Consider the following 22,416-nt stretch of genomic DNA (forward strand, 5'->3'; position numbering starts at 1 on the left):
TCTTCATCCGGTACGCTCCCGAGCCGATCCCCGTGAGGAGCAGCCCCGGATGAACTTAGCGATCCGCTTGACCGCCGCCGCGGTTCTGGCCCTGGTATCCACCGCCTGCACCGCCGCGCAGCCCCCGCCGGAGCCGGTGCCGGAGCTGAGCACGATCAAGGTGGGCGTCATGCCCACGGCCGACGCCGCGCCGCTGTTCGTCGCCATCGGCAAGGGCTACTTCGAGCAGGAGGGCCTGGAGGTCCAGCCGGTGATCGGCACCGGCGCCGGCGCCCTGATCCCGCAGCTGGAGGCGGGGACGGTGGATCTGGCGCAGACCGACTACGTGACCACCATCCTGGCCGGCGGCCACGGCAAGCAGGTCAAGGTCATCGCCGAGACGGCGCAGGCCGGCCCCACCAGCTACGCCCTCGTCGTCGCGAAGGACTCGAAGATCGAGTCGCTTGAGGATCTCAAGGGCGAGAAGGTCGGGGTCAACAACCTCAACGGCGCCGCCACGCTCAGCGTCACCGCCATGCTGGCGGACGCCGGGCTGGACGCCGAGGACGTCAAGTTCGTCGAGAGGCCGTTCCCCGAGATGGCGAACGCGATCGCCGCCGGGAAGCTGGACGCCGCGTGGCTGGCCGAGCCGTACCTGTCGAGCAGCGCGGCGCGGGGCTTGGTGCGGGCGGTTCCCGACGTCGTGCCCGGCCGCTTCACCGACCTGCCTACCAGCGGCTGGATGGCGACGGACGAGTGGCGGTCGAACCATCCGGCGACGCTGGCCGCCTTCCGCCGCGGGCTCGCCAAGGGCCTGCGCGCCGCCGCCAACCGCAAGGAGGTGGAGGCGGTGCTGCCGAAGTACACGAAGATCGACGCGGAGTCGGCCCGGGACGTGTCGCTGGGCGCCTTTCCCACCGCGCTGGACCCGCAGCGGCTGCAGCGGGTGGCGGACCTCATGCAGCGGCACGGCTACCTCAGGGGTTCCGTGGACGTCCGCAAGCTCATCGCCGAGCCCTAGCCTCGCGCGCCAAGCGCCCGCGCGCCGCGCGCCGCGTGCCAGGTGCCAGGTGCCAGGTGCCGACCCTAGGCTCGCGCGCCGAGCGCCCGCGTGCCGGGCGCCGGCGTGGCCGGGCCGGGGCCGTCCGGCCTGCCGCGGCCCAGGAGCAGCAGGCCGAGCCACATCAGCGCCATCCCCAGCGCGACCAGCGCCGAGCTCCTGCCCTCCGCGAACGTGGCCACCGCCAGCACCACCACCCCACCGGCGGTGACGGCGGCGCTGACGGGCGTGACCCGGCGCAGCAGGGCCAGGATGAGCGCCTGCGCGAGGACCGCGGCGTAGAAGACCTGCGCCCCGGGGCCGTACACGACCTGCTCGACCCCGGGATAGCCCTTGACGGTGTCCAGCAGGCCGCGCATGGCCGCGCCGTCCGCCGCGGCGAACCCGGTGTAGAGGTCGATGGCGAGCTGGACGAGGTTGGCCGCCACGCCGAACAGCGCCAGGCCCGTCGCCGCCTCCACGGCCACCCGCCGCCCGCCCGTCACCGGCCCGGCCATGCGGCGCATGGCCAGCAGCATCACCGCGCACATCGCGAAACCGGCCAGCCAGACCAGGTGCGCCGCCGTCCACCACGGCCCGGGTTCGAGGCCGCCCTGGACGGGGCGCATGAGGAACCAGCCGGCCAGCAGGGCGGCCGGTCCGGCGGTGAAGGAGAGCTGGGCCAGACGGTTCGCGGGGTTCATACACCCCACGATGCCCGCCCGCGCCTGCCCGGTTCATCGGTGATCGTCCCTGATTTCCCCCTGGCCCCGCATCAGGGACGAACTCAGGTGAAGTACCGCATCCAGACGTACAGCCAGGCCAGCACCGTGCTCATGGCGGTGACGACGATCCCGTACCTGGTGAACTGCCAGAAGCTGATCTTGTGTCCGTTGCGCGCGGCGATGCCGAGGGCCACCACGTTGGCGCTGGCGGCGACCGCGGTGCCGTTGCCGCCGAAGTCGGCGCCCAGGGCGAAGGCCCACCACAGTGCCTGCCCGGTCTGCGGGTCGGGGGCCGCGGCGACCACGCCCTCGACGATGGGGGCGGTCGTGGCGACGTACGGGATGTTGTCGAAGAAGGCGCCCAGCACGCCGGAGCCGAACAGCAGCGCCGTCGCGGCCATGAAGTAGTCGTTGCCGAGCGTGTCCAGCGCCCACGTGCCGATCGCGGCGATCACGCCGGTGTGCACCAGGCCCGCGACCATGACGAACAGGCCCATGAAGAACACCAGCGTGGGCCACTCGACCTCGCTCAGCACCTCGGAGACGTTCGCGCGGGAGACGAGCAGCATCACGCCCGCGCCCACCAGCGCCACGATCGACGGCTCGACGTGCACCACCGCGTGCAGCCCGAACCCGGCCACGACGGCGGCCAGCACCACCAGGCAGCGGGCGAGCAGCCGCGGGTCGGTGATGGCCCGCCGCTCCTGCAGCGCCATGACCTCGGCCACGTGCTCGGCGTTGTACTGGAACGAGCTCGCGAACAGCCACCGCGACGCCAGCACGAACACCGCGAAGATGACGACCACGATCGGCGCCATGTGCATGAGGAAGTCGTTGAACGTCAGGCCCGCGCGGCTGCCGATGATGATGTTGGGCGGGTCGCCGATGAGGGTGGCCGCGCCGCCGATGTTCGAGGCCAGGACCTCGGCGATCAGGTACGGCTGCGCGGCGATCCGCAGCCGGTTGCACACCACGATCGTGACGGGCGCGACCAGCATGATCGTGGTGACGTTGTCGAGGAACGGCGAGGCGATGGCGGTGATGGCCATCAGCATCACCATCAGCCGGTACGGGCGGCCTCTGGACTTCTTGGCGGCCCAGATGGCGAGGTAGTCGAAGACGCCCGTCTGCTTGATCACCCCGACGATGATCATCATGCCGAGCAGCAGGAAGATGACGTTCCAGTCGACGCCCTCGTGCTCGGAGAAGAACACCCCGGCGCCGGGGATCAGGCCGAGCACGGCCATCAGCCCGGCCGCGATCAGCACCACCTTGACCTTGTCGGCCTTCTCCGTGGCGATGAAGTAGAACGCCACCAGGAAGATCGCCAGTGCGGCGAAGGCGCTCATCCCGGCTGCCCCGGCGGCCCGGACCGGCCTGCCGAGCCGGATGAGTGCGGGGCGGGACAACAGCGGATCATGGTGACCTCCGTGGGGTGGGCATGCTTCGGCCCGGGCGGGCCTGGATGGCCCGCCCGGTGAGGGGAATGGGTGTCGGTCGTCCCGGCCTACGCGGCCGGGACGTGGGTCAGTCGTCCTGGCCGGAGAGCGCGAGGCAGGTCAGCAGCCGTTCCAGGGTGATCGCCCCGGTGAGGACGCCGTCGCGGCCGACGACCGCGACGATCGGGCTGCGCAGCCTGGCCATGAGGGCGGCCACTTCGAGCAGCGTCGCGTCGGGCGGCACCGTCGCCGGAGTCGGGGGCTGCCGTGGCAGGCAGTCGCCCACCGTCAGCTCGCCCAGCTCACCCCAGAACAGGTCGGCGTGCGCCTCGTCGATCGTCCGGCAGAGCGCCGGATCCTCCTGGTACGCCCCCGGCACCGCCAGCCGCAGCACCTGCGTCCCCGGCAGTACGGTCGAGGGCCGTCCCCTGCCGTCCACGACGATCAGGCCGGGCATCCGGCCCAGCGCCATGATCCGCACGGCCTTGGTGACAGGGTCGTGCGTGGTCACGGTCGGCAGGTTCACGGCGATGTCGCTGGCTTCCACGTCGCTGTCTCCCCTCCGGCTCCGCTCCATCCTCCGGGCGTGGGCGTCCCTGTGACTATTGGGTCGAACACCCATCTCAGCGGGGATAGAACATGTAGCGACGTACTTCTCAATGGGGGTCAAACCGCATGGACAACCGCACCGCCGGGCCACGAGGCTAGGGGCGATGGACGATCCTGCGAAAGGCGGCACCGGGGGTGCGCCGCCGGCCGGGACGCGTCGCGCGGGCGCGCCGCGCGGCGCGTCCCGGCCGGCGGCTCAGGGCCTGTTCCGGCGGCTGGTCACGATCAACGGGCTGGTGTTCGCGGCCGGCACGATCGTGCTCGCGATCTCCCCCGCCACCGTCTCCGCCCCCGTCGTGTGGGCCGAGGTGCCGGTGCTGCTGATCGGGCTGGCCGTGATGCTGGCCGCCAACGCGCTGCTGCTGCGCCGCAGCCTGGCCCCCTTGGACGCGCTGACCACCCTGATGCAGCGGGTGGACCTGCTGCGTACCGGCGACCGCCTGTCCGACAGCGGCAACAGCGACCTCACCCACCTGATCGCCACGTTCAACGCCATGCTGGACCGGCTGGAGGCCGAGCGCAGCGCCAGCAGCGCCCACGCGCTGGCCGCGCAGGAGGGCGAGCGGCAGCGCATCGCCCGCGAGCTGCACGACGAGATCGGCCAGAGCCTCACCGTGGTGCTGCTCGGGCTGAAGCGGGTGGTGGACCGCGCCCCCGCCGACCTCCAGGACGACCTGCACGGCGTGCAGGAGACCGTGCGGGCCAGCCTCGACGAGGTGCGCCAGGTCGCCCGCCGCCTGCGCCCCGGCGTGCTGGAGGACCTCGGGCTGCACGCCGCGCTCAGCGCCCTGGCCACGGACGTCTCCCGGATGAGCGGCGTCAAGGTGACCCGCTCGATCCAGCACGACCTGCCCGGCCTGGGGTCGGACGTCGAGCTCGTCCTGTATCGGATCGCGCAGGAGAGCCTGACCAACATCGCCAGGCACGCCCGCGCCACCCGCGCCGGGCTGTCGCTCGCGAGCGAGGACGGCCGCCTGGTGCTGCGCGTCACCGACGACGGCCGGGGCGGAGCCGTCCAGGAGGGCGCGGGAATCCGCGGCATGCGCGAGCGCGCCCTGCTCATCGGCGCCCGCCTGACCGTCGACTCCCCGCCGGGCGAGGGCACCCGCGTCAGTCTCGTCATCCCTGGTGATCGGAGCACGACCACGTGAACAAGACCCGCATCCTGCTGGCCGACGACCACGCGCTGGTCCGCCGCGGCCTGCGGCTCATCCTGGACGCCGAGCCCGACCTGGAGGTCGTCGCCGAGGCCGCCGACGGCGCGGAGGCGGTCGCGGCCGCCTCGGAACAGGACGTGGACCTGGCCATCCTCGACATCGCGATGCCCCGGATGACCGGCCTCCAGGCGGCCAGGGAGATCTCCCGTCGGGCGCCCGGCATCCGCATCCTCATCCTGTCGATGTACGACAACGAGCAGTACTTCTTCGAGTCGCTCAAGGTCGGCGCGTCAGGCTACGTGCTCAAGTCCGTCGCCGACCAGGACCTGCTGGAGGCATGCCGGGCCACGATGCGCGGCGAGCCGTTCCTCTACCCGGGCGCGGTCACCGCGCTCATCCGCGACTACCTGCAGCGCGACCGCGAGGGCGAGCGCATGCCGGAGAGCATCCTGACGCCGCGCGAGGAGGAGATCGTCAAGCTGATCGCGGAGGGCAACTCGGCCAAGGAGATCGCCGAGACGCTGGTCATCAGCGTCAAGACCGTCGATCGGCACCGGGCCAACATCCTGCAGAAGCTCGGCATGCGCGACCGCCTCGACCTGACCCGGTACGCCATCCGCGCCGGCCTCGTCGAGCCCTGATCACACCTGCACGCTGAAGATGATGGCCGCCCTCAGCGCGAGTATCCCGGCCAGCACCAGCAGCGGCAGCACCACCGAGTACCGCATCGCCACCGCCGTGTCGGCCGACAGGCGCTCGGTGACCAGCCCGTACAGGCCGGGCGCCATCCCGGCGAGCACCACCGCCCACAGCAGCAGCCACGGCAGCCCGAAGACGATCTCCTGGGTGCCCGCGACGACCAGCGTCACCGCGAACACCACGATCAGCGCCAGCTCCAGCAGCGAGTACAGCCGCTCAGAGACCGACAACATGGGCGTGCTCGGCCGCGCCTCCGGCCGGTAGCGGGCCAGCAGCAGCATCAGCGCCGCCGCCCCCGCCAGCCCCGAGGCCAGGAAGAGCCCGCCCAGCGCGAACGTGTCGCTCCACACCGGCTGGTTCGACACCGACAGCAGCACCCCCGTGTACCCGGCCACGAACAGCCCGAACAACGAGCCGATCACGTTGAACACCCGGCCGTCCAGCCGCGCCACGAGCGGCAGCCGCACCTTGCCGTCCCGCACGAGCGCCGCCGCGAACGACACCGTGGTGATCGCCCCGAACACCACCAGCGCCCACGACCCGATCGACATCGGCGACCAGTACTTGAAGTTCAGCCCCAGGTGGCCGGGCGTGGTGTTGACCAGCATGTGCCAGAACCGCAGCGGCTGCCCCAGGTCCAGCGCCAGCAGCAGCGGCGAGAGGAGCATCGGCGGGAACGCGACGTAGTAGCCGATCCTGGCCATCGGCTCGTCGCCGGGGGCGCCGCGCAGCCTGAGCAGGGTGGCCAGCACGTACGAGCCGCCTGACAGGCCCGCGAGGAAGAAGTAGAACAGGATGTACCACAGCCAGTCCGGCGGGCCGGCGAAGTGCTGCACGTCACCCATCGGCCGATTCCTCCACCTTCTCCTTGCGCTCCTTGCGGCGGCGCAACGCGATCAGGCCGCCGAGCACGCCCAGCACCGCCGTGACGGCGGCCGTCAGGTAGCCGCCCGCGTTGTTGCGGCTGGGCAGCACGGCGTTGCGCTCATCGGGCAGGCCGTACCGCTCCGGCTCGTCCATGAGCAGGAAGAACGCGTTCAGCCCGCCGTACACCTGCTCGTCGTGCCCGTACAGCCGGGCCTGCGTGACGCCCTGGCCGCGCAGGATGTCCAGCCGTTTGGCCGCCGTCCGCCGCAGCTCGGAGACCTGGCCGAATTTGATCGACTCGGTGGGGCAGGCCTTCGCGCAGGCCGGGGTCATGTCGTTCTGGAGGCGGTCGTAGCAGAGGGTGCACTTCTGCGCGATACCCGTCGTCTCGGTGACCCCGATCACGTCGTACGGGCAGGCCGCGATGCAGTTGCGGCAGCCGTTGCAGACGTCCGGCTGGATGAAGACGCTGTCGAACTCGGTCCTGATGATCGCGTTCGTCGGGCAGACCTCCATGCAGCTCGCCTGTTTGCAGTGCTTGCAGACGTCCGACATCATCAGCCAGGCCGTGCCGTTGCCGGGGGTGACGGCCTCGTCGGGCACGTTGTCGTGGAACTGCACGTGCCGCCAGGTCTCGGCGTCCAGCCTGCCCGTGTTGTCGAAGCCGTCCAGGAACGACGGCTCGTTGCCCTCCAACTGGTTCCACTGCTTGCAGGCCACCTCGCAGGCCTTGCAGCCGATGCACACGCTGGTGTCGGTGAAGAAGCCGTACGCCTGGCCCGGTGTGATGTGCGGCATCTCAGAACCCCATCAGGTTGGGCGTGATCTTGGTGTAGCCCTGTTCGGCCATGTGCAGGTCGAGGGGGACGGCGGCCAGCTCGTCCACCCGTGGGACCGCTTCCGGGTCGCGGGCCAGGTCGACGTCTATGAGGTAGCGCTGGCAGGTCTCGCAGGATTCGGCGCGCAACTGCGGGAACAGCGCCTCCGGGGTCGCCTCGTGGCGGCCGATGGCCGGTTTCGCGTTGTGACCGGTCTCGGCGTGGACGGTGCGTTTACCGGTCTCACCGCAGTTCGGGCAGGTGGTGGCGGAGAAGTTCCACTCGTTCGGGCATCGGGCGCAGGCCAGGGCGCGGCGTCCGCTGACGAGCGGGTCGTCGCTCGCGGCCCGGTAGCTGACCTGCGGCGGCCCGCCACACTGGGGACAGCGCCCGGCCGCCCGCCCCGAGCCCTCGCCCTTGCTCGGCGGGACGACGCGCATCGTGGCGCGGGCCAGGAAACGCTCGACGGGCGTGAGGTCCTCGCCCGCCATCCAGGCGGCGAGCAACTCCACACCATCGGTGCGATCGGCGACCGCCTCGGCGAGCGGGCGGGGCCCGGAGGCCACCGTGGCCGCCATCACCCGCGGCAACACCTCCGCCGCGGCCCACGTCAGCGACGCCTCACCGCCGGGATCGGCCGCCTCCCACACCTCGACCAGCGCCAGGTAGAGCCCCAGCACCTCGCGCGCGTGCGGATACCTCTCCCGCAGCTCCGACGCCCGCTCCCGCCCGTACATCAGATCTTCTCGATGTCGACCAGGAACGCCTTGTACTCGGGCGTCCGCGCACTCGCGTCACCCACGAACGGCGTCAGCGCGTTGGCCAGCCAGTGCTGCCCGGTGTTGATCCCGACGAACCCCCAGTGGATGGGGATCCCGATCTGGTACACCTGCCGCCCGTCCACCTGCAGAGGCCCGAGCCGCTTGGTCACCACGGCCCGCACCTCCAGCCGGCCGCGCCGGGACGAGACCCGCACCAGGTCTCCCGTCGCGATGCCCTTCTCCCGCGCCAGCCCCTCCGGCACCTCGACGAACGCCTCCGGCTGGAGCTGCACCAGGTGCTCGACGTTCTGGGTGACGTAGTGCTCGTGCTCGGTCAGCCGGTAGGAGGTGGCCACGTACGGATAGTCGGCGGCGGTGCCGAAGCGGGACGCCCGCCCCGCCCGTTCGTCGTACATGTAGGCCACCGGGGTGGTCGACTGCTGCGGATGCAGCGGGTTGGCGATCGGCGACTCGATCGGCTCGTAGTGCTCGGGGAACGGCCCGTCCGCGACGGCGTTGCTGAACAGGCGGGCCACGCCCTCACCCGTCATGATGAACGGCAGCGGCGCGTCCGGCCCCGGCCCGGTGGTCGGCGGGTAGTCGGGCACGTCGCCCACCCATTTCCCGCCCACCCAGGCGATGCCGGGGCGTTCCGGATCCCAGGGGCGGCCGTTCTCGTCGGCGGAGGCGCGGTTGTAGAGGATGCGGCGGTTCGCGGGCCAGCTCCACGCCCAGCCGGGGTAGAGGCCCATCCCGCTCGGGTCGTTCTTCACGGGGTTCTGGACGCCGTCGCGCCGCCTGGTCAGATTCCCCTCCTCGGGGTAGTGGCCGGTGTAGATCCAGTCGCCCGCGGTGGTGGTGCCGTCGTCCTTGAGGTCCACGAACGTCGACAGCCGTTTGCCGCTTCGCAGGTCGCGGCCGTTGATCTCCTGCGCGATCTCGTCCAGCTCGGGCTTCCTGGGGTTGCGGTACGGCAGCGCCAGCTTCAGCACCGGGTCGGGGAACCTGCCGCCCTGCGTCTGGTACAGCTCCCGCACGCGCAGGAACAGCTCGGCGAGTATCCAGTGGTCGTGCCTGGCCTCGCCCTCCGGCGGCAGCACCTGCTCCTTCCACTGCGCCCACCGGCCGCTGTTGGTGAACGAGCCGTCCTTCTCGATCCAGTGCGTGGCCGGGAGCATGAACACCTCGGTCTGCACCTTCGCCGGGTCCGTGCCGGGCGCCCGCCAGAACTCGGAGCTGGTGGTGTTGAACGGGTCCATGACGCACAGCCACTTGAGGTTCGACAGGGCTTGCAGGACCTGGTTCGAGTCGGGGCCGATGCTGGTCGCGGTCATCCCGGACAGCATCACGCCCTGCATCTTGCCGCGCAGCGCCTGGTCGAAGATGGAGATCCAGGAGGCGTTCGCGGCCGGTTTCGGCAGGTAGTCGAAGGCGAACTCGTTGTCCTTCGTGGCGGCGTCGCCGTACCAGGCCTTCAGCAGGCTGACCAGGTAGCGGCGGTAGTTCTCGCCGAAGAAGTTCACCGCGCGCGGGTGCTGCTTGACGCTGGCGCTCTCGCCCAGGTACGCGGCGATGCCCTTCTGGCCGGGAGCCGGGATGCGCAGGTAGCCGGGCAGGATGTCCCAGGAGATGGCGTGGTCGGTGTTGCCCTGGATGTTGGCGTGGCCGCGCTCTGCGTTCATGCCGCCGCCCGGGCGGCCCATGTTGCCGAGCAGCAGTTGCAGGATGGCGCCCGAGCGGATGAGCTGCACGCCGGTGGTGTGGTGGGTCAGGCCCACGGCGTACACGATGGTCATCACCTTGTCCGGCCGGCCCATCTCGCCGACCAGCTTGGCCACCTGCGTGAACTGCTCGCGCGGGATGCCGGTGATCCGCGACACCGTGTCGGGGTCGTAGCGGCGGTAGTGGGCGGCCAGCAGGTTGAGCACCGACCGCGGATGGTTCAGGTCGATCTTGGCGTGGCCGTCCCCATCCGTCTCGTACGCCCACAGCTTCGTGTTGTAGACGCCCTGTTCGCGGTCGAAGCCGTTGAACATGCCGTCCTCGAAGGCGTACCCCTCCTTGACCACGAAACCGGCGTTGGTGGCCCAGCGCACGTACTCGTCGTGGTAGAGCCGGTTGCTCAGCACGTAATTGATGAGGCCGCCGAAGTACGCGACGTCCGTCCCGGTGCGGATCCGCACGTACGCGTCGGCCACCGCCGACGTCCTCGTGAACCGCGGATCCGCGTGGATGATCTTCGCGCCCCTGTCGAGCTTCGCGCGCATCAGCCATCTGAAGCCCACCGGATGGGCCTCGGCCGGGTTGGCCCCGTTGACCAGGATGAGATCGGCGTGCCTGATGTCACGCCAATGGTTGGTCATGGCCCCCCGGCCGAACGTGGCAGCCAAACTGACCACCGTGGGACCGTGTCAAACACGGGCCTGTTGTTCGAGGTGAACCAGGCCCAACCCCCTCATCAGCTTCGTCGCGAGATATCCCTCTTCCGAGCTGAACGCCGCCCCGCCGGCGAAGGCGATGCCCTCGCAGCGGTTGACGACGTTCCCGTCGGCGTCCTGCGTGACGAACGTGGCGTCACGCGAGGCCTTGATGTTCCTGGCCAGGCGGTCGAGCGTGAACTCCCAGGAGACCTTCGTCCACTCGGCCGCGCCCGGCGCCCGGTAGAGCGGCTGCGCCACCCGCCGCCCCGAGACGGCCAGTTGCAGCGACGTCGCACCCTTGGGGCACAGCGTGCCCTCGTTGACCGGGCTGTCGGGGTCGCCCTCGATCTGCAGCAGCTCCGTCCGTCCGCTCGCGGCCTTCCTGGTGTACGCGATGAGCGAGCAGCCGACCGCGCAGTACGGGCAGAGCGAGTGGGACAGCGTCGCCCCTTCGATGCGCAGGCGCTGCTTCACCTTGATCGACTCGGTCAGGTCGAACCCCAGGGCCGAGCCGCCGAGCACGCCCGCCGGGCCGATGCTCAGGAACCGCCGTCGGCTGACCTCCATGTCGGCCTCCCCTCGACTCCAGCCGCTGGGCACCGTTTTCTCACCGTATGATCCGGGGGCTGGATCGTCTAGCCCTGGGCCAGCTGGAGGTCGTGCCGGCCGCCCGGGTCTTCCGGGTTGCGGAGCAGGTCCAGGAGCCTGGGGTCGGCGGGGACCAGGACGCCGTGGTGCCCGCGTTCCTCCGCCTCCCGCAGCGCCTCCCGCCACGCGGCCCTACCACCCGGCACCCCAACCGGCACCCACCGCCGCCCTCCCCCGCCTTCTCCCGTTCCCCCGCTCTCGTCCACGCCCTCGCTTACGCCCTCGCCCGCTCCCCCGCCTTCGCTCACGCCCTCGCCCGCTCCCCCGCCCGCTTCCTCGCCCTCGTTCACGCCCTCGCTCGCTCCCCCGCCCGCTCCGCCGCCCTCGCTCACGGCCTCGCTTTCGCTTTCGCCCGCGCCTTCGCCCACACCCTCGCCTTCGCCTTCGCCTTTGCTCGCGCCCTCGCGATAGCCGCCGTCCTCCAACCGCACGACGGTTCGCATCCCACTCACCTCACCGATGAGGGCGAGGCGACCGCGACTCAGCCGCTCCACCGTCGCGAGCGCGTGCGACCGTCCATCATCCGGCGCGACCGCCACCACCAGCAGCGCCCGATACGTCACCGCGGCCAGGGCGGCGGTCAGCGTGAGCGGGTCCAGCTCAGGCGCGGCCCCGTGCTCGACCCACAACGCATCGGCCCCCGCCGCCTCGAACGCCACCGCCTCGGTCAGCCACTCCCCAGGGTCACCCGCCGGCCTGGGCAGCACGATCCCCACCCTGACCCGCCTTCCCTCACTCATGACCGCGTTCCTCCTCCCCACCCGGCTCCGCGACCACCCGCAGCCGATCGTCCAGCCGCCGGGTGAGGCGAAGCCGGTCGAGGTGCTCCAGCAGCGGGATCACCACGCGCCGGTTGGTGCCGAGCGCCACCCGCGCGTCCCCCGCCGTGAACGGCTGCGGCAGCCCGGCCAGGATCCGCACCGCCGCGACATCCGCCCCGGGCATCAGCACCACCCCCTCGGCCAGCCGCAGCACCAGCCCCGCCCGCGCGGCCCGCGCCACCGCCTGCCGGGTCAGCCCCAGCGCCGGGAGCCGTGCCGCCTCCAGCGCCAGGTACGGCGTCCTCGCCAGTTCGTCCCGCAGCCGCCCGACCGCCTCCACCACCGCTTCCGGCACCCCTTCGCCGTCGATCCGCCCGTCCGAGACCCGCAACGGCGGATGCTCCTTCACCAGCGCCTCGACCAGTTCACGGGCGGGCAGCCCGAGCGCGGTGCGTGCGGCGTCCACGGGGATGCCGGGCTGCCCGGCCACGATCGCCCCGAGCCGGTCGCCCAGTTCCTTCCAGCGTCCGGCGTCCACCAGCCACTCCCCCGCGCCGGGCACGTCGAGCGGGCGCGGATCCAGCCCCATCGCGACCAGCTCGCCCCGCCGCACCACCCCCCGCCACCCCAGCACGGTCGCCGCATCGGGCACCCTCACCCCCAACTGCCTCGACCCCTCATCCGGCACCCTCGCAGCCAACTCGCGCCCGCTCGCACCGGAAGAGCAGTCAGCTCGGCGACGGGATCCCCCGTCCGGCACCCTCGCAGCCAACGGGCGCCCGCTCGATCCCTCATCCGGCATCCTCGCCCCCGACGGCCGCCCGCTCGCCCCCTCGTCCGGCGCCCGAGCCGTCGCGCGGGCCGGGGCGGCGAACGGTGCCAGCTCCGCGGCCCGCCTGCTCCCCGTGCCTCGACGCCGCAGCGACGGCGGCTGCACATCGAGCGCCACCACGCCGGCGATGGGCCGTCCCGAACACCGCAGCAACGCCCGATCACCCACCCGCAACGGCAACGCCCGGGCCAGCACCAGCCGAACCGCACCCGTCCCCCCGAAGGAACGCACCCGCACCGGCACCGAAGCCGACCCGACGTGCAACACCGCCTCCCGCGGCGGAGCCCCCACCCCCACCCGCACCTCGGCCACAGCCCCCATCCCCGACAGCACATCGCCCGCAGCCCCCACCTCCGCCCGCACGTCCACCACAGCCGTCTCCACCCAATCCCCCTCCGAGAGCAGCGCCTTCCCGCGCGCCACCCGCTCCAGCTCCACCCCCCGCAGATTGACCGCCACCCGGGCCGCTCCCCGCACCGACTCCACCCCCTCCCCCGCCACCTGCAGCCCCTTCACCCGCACCCGCTCCCCGTCCAGCACGAGCACGTCCCCCACCCGCAGCCGCCCCGCCACCACGGTCCCGGTGACCACGGTCCCGGCGCCCTTGATGGTGAAGGCCCGGTCGATCCACAACCGCACCGGCGCCCGCACGTCCGGCACGGGCAGCCCCGCCACCATCCGGTCGAGCGCCACCCGCAGCTCGTCCAGCCCCTCCCCGGTGCTCCCGCTGACCGTCACCACCGGCCACGGCACCCGCGACCTGGCCTCCTCCACGGCGAGCGCCGGGTCCATCAGGTCGCACCGCGTCACCACCAGCAGCCCCCGCTCCACCCCGAGCGCCCGGATCGCCTCCCAGTGCTCCTGCGACTGCGCCTGCCACCCCTGGTCCGCCGCCACCACGAACATCACCGCCGGCACCGGCCCGAGCCCCGCCAGCATGTTGGTGACGAACCGCTCGTGCCCCGGCACGTCCACGAACGCCAGCCGCCGGCCCGAGGGCAGCGTGGTCCAGGCGAAGCCGAGGTCGATGGTCATGCCGCGGCGGCGTTCCTCCGCCCAACGGTCGGGCTCGATCCCGGTCAGGGCGCGTACCAGCGTGGACTTGCCGTGGTCCACGTGCCCGGCGGTGGCGATCACGTACATACCGGCACCGCCTCCACCAGCTCCTCGTCCTGTGCGGGCGGCACGGAGCGCAGGTCGAGCAGGAGCGCCACGCTCGGCAGCTCCACCCCGGGCGCCCCACCCCCGCCCACCACACTGACACTGCACACCACCTCGACCGACGGCCCCATACCGCCCACGACCTCGACCGGCCGCCTCATGCCGCCCACGACCTCGGCCGACGGCTCCACTGCGCCGCCCACCACCCCGCCGTCCGCCAGGGCGCCACGCACCATCCCCGCCTCCAGCCGGGCGGCGAGGGCGCGGCGTTCCAGCGTCCCCACCCCCACCGCCAACGCGCCCCGCACCGGTGGCTCACCTCGCAGGGTGGCCTCCAGCGCCGCCAACGTGAGCTTGTCCACCCGCAACGTGCACGCCAGCGGATGCCGCCGCACCACCTCGGCCCGCCCGAGCAGCAACCCCGCCTGCGGCCTCCCGAGAAGCTTGTCGCCACTGGCCGTGACCAGGGCAGCCCCGTCACGTAGTGCGGTGCGGGCATCGGGCTCGTCCGGCAGCAGAGGCAGGGGGCCGAGCAGCCCGGAGCCGATGTCGACCACGACGGGCACCGGCAGAGCAGTCAGCTCGGCGACGGGCGCGGAGGCGGTGGCCGTGAGCACCAGCGCGGCGGCGTTGTTGTTGACGACGTGAACGTCCTCGGCCTCCGCCTCCGCCGCCATGGCCGCCCGCCCGCGCCTGGCCCGTTCGCCCGTCACCAGGTCGCACTCCACGTCCGTGCATCCGGCGGCGGCCCGCCCCGCTCCCCTGGCGGCCTCCGTCACCCTCGGGTCCGACAGCACCACCTTCGGGTCCGGCAGCACCGAGTCGGTACGGGGGATGCGCCGCCGTGGATCACCCGTCACGGCGGACCTCCTGGCAGTGCGGAGGCGCACGGGGATCGAACCCGCCGGCGACGCCGCGCGCCGCCCACCGATTTTGAAGACCGGGGTGCCCACCAGAACACACGCGCCTCCAAGGCCAATAACTCACGATACGACGGTCGTGGAGGAGACTCGGGATATGACGGGTATCAGGCTCACGCAGTACGCCCGTGGCGGCGGTTGCGGCTGCAAGATCCCGCCCGGCGAGCTGGAGGCCGTGCTGGCCGGGCTCCCCGGACGTGAAGACGAGGGCGGGCGAGTGCTGCTCGCGGACGCGCAGACGCCGGGTGGGCTGCTGGTGGCAGGGGAGGTGCCGGGCGCGCCGGTGATCGGGGAGTTGACGGCCGCCCGCGACGCGGTCTTGATCGTCCGGTAGGGCTCGGTGTTACGTTGAAGGTCAGGCGTGCCCGACACCTGCGCGAAGGACGTGGTCACCGTGCTCTACCTCTTCGGCTTCGATCGGATCGGCGTGGCCGTGAGCGACATCTACTTCGTCGACCCCAACCCGATCAAGGGCCAGGAGGGCGCGGAACGCGGGGTCCGGCTGGAGCTGCGCCGGCTGGAGTCCGGGGAGCTCAAGGGCTCGATCTACTCCTCCCGCCCCATCAGCGTCGACCGGCCCATCTGGCGTGTCGACCTGCTGGAATCCGTCTCCGGCACGCCCGGCAGCTTTGACCGCACCCACCACCATCCCACGCTCAAGGGCTGGGAGCCGGGGCGGCGGGTGTTCGACGAGCGGCTGTCGGCGGAGCCGCTGAAGTGGCTCGGGGAGCGGCTGGCCGATCTGGAGGGGGTGCTGGACGAGTGCGGGGTCAAGCGCGACGAGGTCGGCCCTGATGACGTGACGGGGCTGCGCGATCGTGCTCCGGAGATCGTCGACACGGTGGCGCGGCTGCTCGAATCCATCCGCGCCGCCGCCCCTAACGCCCCGGACGGCGCCGAGTCGGCCACGAGCGTGCGGGCGAGCTGGTTGTAGCCGGGCCACACGCGCGCGTCCCAAGGCGGATGCGCGTCTCAAGCGGCCGGGCACCCCAGGCAGGCGCGCGTCTCAAGCGACCGTGCGCCACCGCCAGGCGCACGTCAAGCGACCATGCGGCACCGCCGGGCGCGCGTCAAGCGACCATGCGGCACCGCCGGGCGCGCGTCAAGCGACCGTGCAGCACCGCCAGGCGCGCGTCAAGCGGCCGTGCGGCACCGCCAGGCGCCCATGCTCCTCCGGCAGGCGAACGTTCGCGAAGCGTCACCCCGTCGTGCGGATGCGGTCGGCGAGGTGGACGACCGCGTCGATCAGCTCGCGGCCGTTCAGCAGGGCGAGGTCGTTGTGCTCCGCTCCGGCCACCTCCACGGTCGTGGCGCGGGCGGCGCCGGCGACGGTGCGGCTCAGGTCCGGGGGGACGATCGTGTCGCCGGTGCCGTAGACGACCACGACGGGGGCCTGTACGGAGGCGATGCCGTCAGCGACGGGAAAGCGGTCGCGCAGGAGCGCGCGTACCGGCAGGAACGGGTAGTTGACCTGGCCTGCGGCGGCCAGGTCGGTGAAGGGTGAGCGCAGCACCAGGCCGTCGGGCGGGTGCCGCAGGGCGAGCCTGGTGGCCACCGCCGCGCCCAGGCTCTCGCCGAAGTAGATCACCCGTGGGCTGCGGATGGCGTCGCGGGCGGCGAGGGCGTCGAGGTGGAGGCCCTCCTCGGTGGGGGTGCCGGGGTTGCCGCCGTAGCCGCGGTAGTCGAGGAGCAGCACCGGTAGCCCGTGGGCGGCCAGCGCTCTGGCCAGCGGTGCGCGGTGCAGGCGGTTGCCCGCGTTGCCGCCCGTGACGAGCACGGTGACGTCCGGTTCGCCTGGGGCGGGCGCGGTCCCGGTGTGGGCGGCTGGGACATACCAGGCGGTGAGGTGGAGACCGTCGCGGGTGGTGAGCGTGAGGTCGCGGGCGCCCGGGATGACGTCGGCGGCCGGGGGGACGGGGGCGCTGTCGGGCAGGTAGATGAGCCGCCGCTGGAACACCCACAGCAGCCCGAGCAGCAGGAGCAGCACCGCGGCGACGACCAGGGCGGTGCGCGCGAGCGTCGTCACGACGACAACGTTACGCACACCGCCCGTAGGTGGATAAGGGACCTTTGGTTACACGAGCGCGCCGGCCTGGACGACGTGCCGCACGTGTGTGGGGTCGGCCAGCACGCCGAGGTCCTCCAGCGGATCCCCGTCGAGCACCACCAGGTCGGCGTGCGCTCCCACGGCCAGCGTGCCGATCTCGCCACCGAGCCCGACCAGCTCCGCCGCTCCGGTGGTGGCCGCGCGCAGCACGTCGATCGGCCGCTGCACCTCGCCCCGAAGGCGGAACTCCTGGTTCTGGTGCCGGTGCATGCCGCCGAGCAGATCGGTCCCGTACGCGATCCGCACCCCGCCCCGTGAGGCCCGTTCGAGGGCGACGAGCCCGGCGTCCAGGACCTCGTCCACCTTGCGCCAGCTCTGCTCGGGCAGGCCGAACTCGCGCCCCTCCTCCTTGAGCGCCCAGTACGTCACGAGCGTCGGCACCAGGTAGGCCTCATGCTTGCGGAACAGCTCCACGCTGGTGTCGTCGATGAGGTTGCCGTGCTCGATGGAGCGCACGCCCGCCTCCAGCGCCCGGTTGACGGCGCGGGCGGTGTAGGCGTGGGCGGCGACGTACCGGTTGGCGGCCTCGGCCTCCTCGACCACGGCGCGCAACTCCTCCATGGAGTACTGGGTCGAGTCGATGCGGTCGGTCGGCGAGGCGACGCCGCCGGAGCCCATGACCTTGATGTGGTGGGCGCCCTTGCGCAGCTCGTCGCGGGCGGCGGCGCGGACCGCGTCCACGCCGTCGGCCACCCGGCCGACGCCCGCGCAGCACGGATGGTCGTCCTTGAGGTGCTGGCCCTTGCCGCGGAAGTCGGCGTGACCGCCGGTCTGGCTCAGCCCTTTGCCGCAGAACAGCAGGCGCGGGCCGCGTACGAGGCCCTCGGCCTGCGCGTCGGCCAGCCCGAAGTCGGCGCCGGACGCGTCGCGGACCGTGGTGAAGCCGCGGCTCAGCATGTCGCCCATGATGCGGGCGCTGTGGGCGGCCACGTAGGAGGGGGACATGGAGCCGAGCGAGCCGAGGTCGGCGGTGGAGGCGGTGACGTGGACGTGCGCGTCGATCAGGCCGGGCACGACGTGGGCGCCCTTCAGGTCGATCACCCGGGTGTCGTCCGGGGCCGTCAGGCCGCGGCCCGTCTCCGCCACGCGGCCGTCGGCGCACCGCAGGTCGGCTTCGGCGTACTCGCCGGTCTGCACGTCGAGCAGCAGCGCGTTCCTGAGCAGCAGGCCACTCATGCGGCACCACCCGTGAAGTACGGGGCCGCGTCCTTGGCGATGGCCTGGGCGGCGGCCACGGAGGCGTCGTCGTAGGTGCCTTCGGCGTCGAGGATGTTGAGCACGCCGAGCACTTCGCCGTCGTCGCCGAGCACGGGCACGTTGATGATGGAGGAGCAGCCGAGGCTCTCGATCAGCTCGTGGTCGGCGAAGATCTCGCGTACGGCGGCCTTGTCCCTGCCGAAGTACGGCTGCCGCCCCTCGATGCAGGTGGCGAGCCAGCCCTGGGCGACCTCGACGGTCTTCTCGCCGCCCACCGGGTATTGCTCGGGGTGGCTGCTGTGCACGCGGCGCAGCGCCCGCCGTTCCGGCACCCAGGCCAGCACGGTGAACAGCCGCACGCCCACCTCCCTGCGGACCCTGTCCTCAAGCTCGATCATCGCCTTGCCTCCTCAGTCGTCTCCGTCAGCTCTTCCAGTGATCGTCCTGCAGTGGCCAGACCGAACACGATCACGCACACCACCCCGGCCACCAGCACCGCCGTGGTCAGCCCGAACACGCCGGCGAAGCCGAGGCTGGCGGCCGACAGGCCGATGATCGTGGGCGCGAGGATGCTGCCGACCCGGCCGAACGCGCTCGACAGCCCGGTGCCGGTGGCGCGGATCCAGGTGGGGAAGACCTCGGGGGTGTAGGAGTAGACGCCGGCGTAGGTGCCGTTCAGGAAGAACGACAGCACCGCGCCCGCGACCGTGATCATGACAGGCGAGTCCATCTGCGACAGCCAGAACGCGCTGACCGCCGAGCCCGCGAGGTAGAGCGCGATCGTGTTCTTGCGGTCCATCCGCTCCGACAGCCAGGCCGCGGAGAAGTATCCGGGGATCTGCGCCAGATAGATGATGATCGAGAACTCGAAGCTCTTGGTGACCGTGATGCCGCGCTGCACGAGCAGCGTGGGGATCCAGGAGAAGAACCCGTAGTACGAGAACGTGATCACGAACCAGATCAGCCAGATGACCGCGGTGCGCCTGGCCATGGCCGGGCTCCACAGGAAGCGCAGAGCACTGATCAGGTTCACCTTGGGAGCGCTCGTCGTGGGGGCGACGGCCGTCTCGGGCACCGGCGGCAGGGGCTGCCCCGTGGCCTTCTCCACGCGCCGTTCCAGGTCGGCGACCACCTGTTCGGCCTCGTCCGCACGGCCCTGCTGGAGCAGGAAGCGCGGCGACTCGGGCAGTGAGCGACGCCACCACAGCAGCATCAGGATCGGCAGCGCGGTGATCACCTGCGCGATCCGCCAGCCGTCGTCGAACGTCGGCACGACGAACCGCCCGATCAGCGCGGCCATCACGAACCCGAACGAGAAGAACCCGGCCAGCGCCCCGATGAACCAGCCGCGCCGCTTGGCGGGCACGAACTCCGACAGGAACGGCGCGATGATCGCGCTCTCCGCTCCCGCCCCGGCTCCGGCCAGCACGCGGGCCACGAGGAACACCTCGTAGTTCGGCGCGAACGCGGCGATCACCGAGAAGACGGCGTAGAAGGCGAGCGCATACATCATCACCTTCTTGCGGCCGATGCGGTCGCCGAGCAGGCCCGCGATGGTCGCGCCGAACAGGAACCCGAACGGCGTCGCGGACCCGATGAAGCCGAGCTGGCCGTTGGACAGGTCCCAGGCCTCCTGCGCGCTGGGCAGCAGGAAGGCGACGACGGCCGAGTCCATGCCGTCGAAGGTGTAGCCGAGACCCCCGATCAGGAGCAGCAGGTAGTGCGGACGGCTCAGCGGCAGCCGGTCCAGACGGGCCAACAAGGTCATCGAACAACACCTTTCACCAGGTCATGGCCCTGCAAGTCGATTGCGCAGCAACATATAGTGCAGATTGGTAAAATTGCAACGGTCTTTGCAAGTTAGGTTTGTTGCGAGCGCGTAGCATGCTGATCCCGAAGACCTCGGAAAGGGATGACGTGACGGACAGCTTCCAGGACTGGTTGCGCGAGCGGTCGCCGGCGCGCGGCCTGCGCGGCAAGTCCGCCGCCGTCCTGGAGGTCCTGCTCTCGCAGCCGCGCAGGGCCGCGTTCGGATCGGCCGGGGAGCTGGCGCAGCTCGCGGGCGTCAACGTCGCCACCGTCACCCGCACGGCGCAGGCGCTCGGCTTCGCCGGCTGGCCGGCCCTGCAACAGGAGCTGCGCGCCCGCTACCTGTCCTCGCTCAGCGCCGGCCAGGTCGCGGCCGAGCACCGCGGCAGCGGCTCGCCCAGCTCACGCTCGCTGCGCCGCGACCTCGACAGCCTGGCCCTGCTCAACCGGCGCCTGGACGAGAGCGTGCTGCTCACCATCGCCCAGGCCGTCGCGGCGGCCCGGCGCACCGCGATCGTCGCCGACGGGAGCTACGCGGCCGTCGGCATCGCGCTGGCCCACAACGCCCGGCTGGCCGGATATCCCGTGCAGGCCGTCACGGGCGGCGACGCGGAGCTGGCGAACGTGATGGCCGCGATCGGCGAGGGCGACGTGCTGATCGCGATCAGCTTCTGGCGGCTGTACGAGAGCACGGTGCTGGCCGCCAACGAGGCCCGATCGCGCGGCGTCCGCGTGTTCGCCGTGACGGACGCGGCCAGCCCGGCGCTGGCCGCCGCGGCGGAGGAGGTCGTGCTGGTGCCCGCCGAGGGCGAGGCGTTCTTCCCCTCCCTGACGGCCGGCATCGCCGTGGCCCAGGCGCTGGTCACGCAGCTCGCCGCGGTGGACCCGGCGCGTACGGGCGCCTCGATCGAGGCGGCGGAGGCGATGTGGACCAAGTTCGGCCTCCTGCACCGCCGCCCCGCCGCCCCTTAACGGCTCACGGCCTCGACGATCAGGTCGATCACCTCGGTGCGGCGCGGCACCAGGTAGAAGTGGTCGCCTGGCAGGACGTGCAGTTTGAAGCCGCCACGGGTCAGCTCTGCCCAGCCGCCCGCGTTCGTGGCGTCCACCTCGGGGTCGTCGTCGCCGATGATCGCCGTGATCGGGCAGTCGAGCGGCTCGGCGGGGCGGCTGCGGTAGGTCTCCGCCATGCGGTAGTCGGCGCGCATGATCGGCAGGATGTACGAGCGCACCTCCGGCTGGTCGAGCAGCTCGGGCTCGGTGCCGCCGAGCCGCCGCAGCTCGGCGACCAGCTCCTGCTCGGTGCCCAGGTGGACGCTGCCGGGGCGGGGCACGTGCGCGGCCCGGCGGCCTGAGACGACCAGGTGGGCGGGGCGGACGCGCAGCGCCGTCTCGTACGCGACCACCGAGCCCAGGCTGTGCCCGAACAGCACGGCCGGGCGGTCGAGCAGCGGGCCCATGGCCTCGGCGACCTGGTCGGCCAGCAGGTGCGCGTCGTCCAGCGGCGTCTCGCGCAGGCGGTCGGCGCGGCCCGGGTACTGCACGGCGCGCACCTCCACGCTCGGCGGGAACGCCCGGTGCCAGTCGCGGAAGGCCGCGGCGGCGCCGCCCGCGTGCGGAAAGCAGAACAGCCGCATGGCGGCCCTCGGGCGGGGGTCGAGCGTGTGGAACCAGGTCATCCGAGCTCCTCGGGGGCGGCGGCTCAAGGTCACCTCCTACTGAACCAGCCCGCCCGCGAGGAGCGCCACGCGGGCCCCGCGGACAGGTCACCCCCAGAGGGGCTATGCGCGCCCGCTGACGGACGTCACCATCGGGAGGAAGCGCTACGCGGCGGCCGGGAGCACCACCGTCCCCGGCCGCGCGCCGGCGACCGCGAGCCAGGAGGTCCGATGAGGCTTGTGGACCGTGCCGAGTACCTGGGGTACACGCCTGCCACCGAGAGCCGCCGTCTCATCACGAACGGCCTGCCCAAGGAGCTGCCGGAGACGCTCGGCGGCCGGCACCGCTTCACCCCCCTCTCCCTGTACGTCGGCGACCACCTGGCGGCCACGGCCTTCGCCCGGCTCGACGGGGTGGGGTCGTTCTGGCTGGACGTGTGGCTGCTGTCCCCGAAGCGCGGCGGCCGGTGGACCCTGCGCACGGGCAGCACCGTCGCGGCCGACCCGGCGGACGAGAACGTGCTGCGCCCGCGTCCCGGGTCCGCCGCGCTCAGCGGGCACGCCCACACCGGGGAGAGCGCCCGCTACAACGCCAGCCCGGTGCCGTGGCTGCGCCGCCCCTACCGGTGGGTCCGCTACGGGATCGTGCGGCTGTCGGCCGAGGTGGGGATGGTGCGGCTCGGGGGGCATGACGTCATGGTGCCGGAGCACGGGTTGCAGGCGCTGGCGTGGCGGGCGGGGCGGGCGGACGTGGCGGTGGAGCTGCTCGGGCACCGGGGTGAGCACCTCTCGGCCCTCCCCCTGCGCTGA

General features: G+C 72.1%; 23 protein-coding genes and 1 tRNA gene. 7 read left to right on the forward strand and 17 right to left on the reverse strand.

Annotated features, from left to right (window positions below; genetic code table 11):
- Positions 1-49 precede the first annotated feature (49 nt).
- The gene (locus ABD331_RS03810; RefSeq protein WP_344470827.1) at positions 50-1,000 is read left to right on the forward strand and encodes an ABC transporter substrate-binding protein; all 951 of its coding nucleotides are present in this window, start codon (positions 50-52) and stop codon (positions 998-1,000) included.
- 65 nt (positions 1,001-1,065) lie between these two features.
- Here ABD331_RS03810 and ABD331_RS03815 read toward each other — a convergent pair whose 3' ends face one another.
- The 3 genes from ABD331_RS03815 to ABD331_RS03825 form a co-directional block, all read right to left on the reverse strand.
- Positions 1,066-1,722, reverse strand: a complete 657-nt coding sequence (locus ABD331_RS03815; protein ID WP_344470828.1) for a hypothetical protein — start codon at positions 1,720-1,722, stop codon at positions 1,066-1,068.
- A gap of 83 nt (positions 1,723-1,805) precedes the next feature.
- Entirely contained in the window at positions 1,806-3,092 is a 1,287-nt protein-coding gene (locus ABD331_RS03820) for an ArsB/NhaD family transporter (RefSeq protein WP_344471517.1), read from the reverse strand.
- A gap of 178 nt (positions 3,093-3,270) precedes the next feature.
- Positions 3,271-3,729 carry a CBS domain-containing protein gene (locus ABD331_RS03825; RefSeq protein WP_344470829.1) on the reverse strand — a complete coding sequence of 153 codons (459 nt, stop codon included), beginning with the start codon at positions 3,727-3,729 and terminating at the stop codon, positions 3,271-3,273.
- A gap of 166 nt (positions 3,730-3,895) precedes the next feature.
- On the opposite strand from ABD331_RS03825, the gene ABD331_RS03830 reads away from it, so the two are divergent.
- Complete coding sequence (locus ABD331_RS03830) at positions 3,896-4,942, forward strand: sensor histidine kinase (RefSeq protein WP_344470830.1); 1,047 nt, start codon at positions 3,896-3,898, stop codon at positions 4,940-4,942.
- Positions 4,939-5,589, forward strand: a complete 651-nt coding sequence (locus tag ABD331_RS03835) for a response regulator (protein ID WP_344470831.1) — start codon at positions 4,939-4,941, stop codon at positions 5,587-5,589. The genes ABD331_RS03830 and ABD331_RS03835 overlap by 4 nt, the downstream gene beginning before the upstream one ends.
- Here the strand turns inward: ABD331_RS03835 and nrfD are convergent, their stop codons facing one another.
- From nrfD to ABD331_RS03880, 9 genes are all read right to left on the reverse strand, one after another.
- Positions 5,590-6,492, reverse strand: a complete 903-nt coding sequence (gene nrfD, locus ABD331_RS03840) for an NrfD/PsrC family molybdoenzyme membrane anchor subunit (protein WP_344470832.1) — start codon at positions 6,490-6,492, stop codon at positions 5,590-5,592.
- On the reverse strand, positions 6,485-7,312 hold the full coding sequence (locus ABD331_RS03845) for a 4Fe-4S dicluster domain-containing protein (RefSeq protein WP_344470833.1): 828 nt from the start codon (positions 7,310-7,312) through the stop codon (positions 6,485-6,487). Before ABD331_RS03845 ends, nrfD begins: the two co-directional genes overlap by 8 nt.
- Before the next feature lies 1 nt (position 7,313).
- The gene (locus ABD331_RS03850) at positions 7,314-8,069 is read right to left on the reverse strand and encodes a formate dehydrogenase accessory protein FdhE domain-containing protein (RefSeq protein WP_344470834.1); all 756 of its coding nucleotides are present in this window, start codon (positions 8,067-8,069) and stop codon (positions 7,314-7,316) included.
- Positions 8,069-10,492, reverse strand: coding sequence for a formate dehydrogenase-N subunit alpha (gene fdnG, locus ABD331_RS03855; protein ID WP_344470835.1), 2,424 nt, complete (start codon positions 10,490-10,492; stop codon positions 8,069-8,071). The genes ABD331_RS03850 and fdnG overlap by 1 nt, the downstream gene beginning before the upstream one ends.
- 12 nt (positions 10,493-10,504) lie before the next feature.
- Positions 10,505-11,080: a hypothetical protein gene (locus ABD331_RS03860; protein ID WP_344470836.1), complete on the reverse strand. Its 576-nt coding sequence runs from the start codon at positions 11,078-11,080 to the stop codon at positions 10,505-10,507.
- Positions 11,081-11,148: 68 nt separating this feature from the next.
- Positions 11,149-11,901, reverse strand: a complete 753-nt coding sequence (locus ABD331_RS03865) for an LLM class oxidoreductase (protein WP_344470837.1) — start codon at positions 11,899-11,901, stop codon at positions 11,149-11,151.
- Positions 11,894-13,897, reverse strand: a complete 2,004-nt coding sequence (selB, locus tag ABD331_RS03870) for a selenocysteine-specific translation elongation factor (RefSeq protein ID WP_344470838.1) — start codon at positions 13,895-13,897, stop codon at positions 11,894-11,896. The genes ABD331_RS03865 and selB overlap by 8 nt, the downstream gene beginning before the upstream one ends.
- Complete coding sequence (locus ABD331_RS03875) at positions 13,888-14,775, reverse strand: hypothetical protein (RefSeq protein WP_344470839.1); 888 nt, start codon at positions 14,773-14,775, stop codon at positions 13,888-13,890. Before ABD331_RS03875 ends, selB begins: the two co-directional genes overlap by 10 nt.
- Positions 14,776-14,792: 17 nt before the next feature.
- Positions 14,793-14,886: transfer RNA gene (locus tag ABD331_RS03880), tRNA-Sec, on the reverse strand.
- 46 nt (positions 14,887-14,932) lie between these two features.
- Here ABD331_RS03880 and ABD331_RS03885 point away from each other — a divergent pair.
- Together ABD331_RS03885 and ABD331_RS03890 are read left to right on the forward strand one after the other, a co-directional pair.
- Positions 14,933-15,169 (forward strand): hypothetical protein, encoded by a 237-nt coding sequence (locus ABD331_RS03885; protein WP_344470840.1) that lies wholly within the window; start codon positions 14,933-14,935, stop codon positions 15,167-15,169.
- A 27-nt stretch (positions 15,170-15,196) separates the two neighbouring features.
- Entirely contained in the window at positions 15,197-15,769 is a 573-nt protein-coding gene (locus ABD331_RS03890) for a hypothetical protein (RefSeq protein WP_344470841.1), read from the forward strand.
- Between the two features lie 264 nt (positions 15,770-16,033).
- Here ABD331_RS03890 and ABD331_RS03895 read toward each other — a convergent pair whose 3' ends face one another.
- The 4 genes from ABD331_RS03895 to ABD331_RS03910 are packed head-to-tail and all read right to left on the reverse strand — an operon-like array spanning position 16,034 to position 19,907.
- Positions 16,034-16,861 carry an alpha/beta hydrolase gene (locus ABD331_RS03895; protein WP_344470842.1) on the reverse strand — a complete coding sequence of 276 codons (828 nt, stop codon included), beginning with the start codon at positions 16,859-16,861 and terminating at the stop codon, positions 16,034-16,036.
- 48 nt (positions 16,862-16,909) lie between these two features.
- Positions 16,910-18,118, reverse strand: coding sequence for a metal-dependent hydrolase family protein (locus ABD331_RS03900; RefSeq protein ID WP_344470843.1), 1,209 nt, complete (start codon positions 18,116-18,118; stop codon positions 16,910-16,912).
- Positions 18,115-18,537, reverse strand: coding sequence for a GAF domain-containing protein (locus tag ABD331_RS03905; RefSeq protein WP_344470844.1), 423 nt, complete (start codon positions 18,535-18,537; stop codon positions 18,115-18,117). Before ABD331_RS03905 ends, ABD331_RS03900 begins: the two co-directional genes overlap by 4 nt.
- Positions 18,534-19,907 (reverse strand): MFS transporter, encoded by a 1,374-nt coding sequence (locus ABD331_RS03910; protein ID WP_344470845.1) that lies wholly within the window; start codon positions 19,905-19,907, stop codon positions 18,534-18,536. Before ABD331_RS03910 ends, ABD331_RS03905 begins: the two co-directional genes overlap by 4 nt.
- A gap of 149 nt (positions 19,908-20,056) precedes the next feature.
- Between ABD331_RS03910 and ABD331_RS03915 the strand changes: the two genes are divergently transcribed.
- Positions 20,057-20,920 carry a MurR/RpiR family transcriptional regulator gene (locus ABD331_RS03915; protein ID WP_344470846.1) on the forward strand — a complete coding sequence of 288 codons (864 nt, stop codon included), beginning with the start codon at positions 20,057-20,059 and terminating at the stop codon, positions 20,918-20,920.
- Here ABD331_RS03915 and ABD331_RS03920 read toward each other — a convergent pair.
- Complete coding sequence (locus tag ABD331_RS03920) at positions 20,917-21,627, reverse strand: thioesterase II family protein (protein ID WP_344470847.1); 711 nt, start codon at positions 21,625-21,627, stop codon at positions 20,917-20,919. The two genes, ABD331_RS03915 and ABD331_RS03920, sit on opposite strands and share 4 nt — an antisense overlap.
- Positions 21,628-21,837: 210 nt before the next feature.
- Here ABD331_RS03920 and ABD331_RS03925 point away from each other — a divergent pair, with 210 nt between their 5' ends.
- Positions 21,838-22,416, forward strand: coding sequence for a hypothetical protein (locus ABD331_RS03925; RefSeq protein WP_344470848.1), 579 nt, complete (start codon positions 21,838-21,840; stop codon positions 22,414-22,416).

The organism is Nonomuraea monospora (genome assembly GCF_039531895.1).
GTDB classification, from domain to species: domain Bacteria; phylum Actinomycetota; class Actinomycetes; order Streptosporangiales; family Streptosporangiaceae; genus Nonomuraea; species Nonomuraea monospora.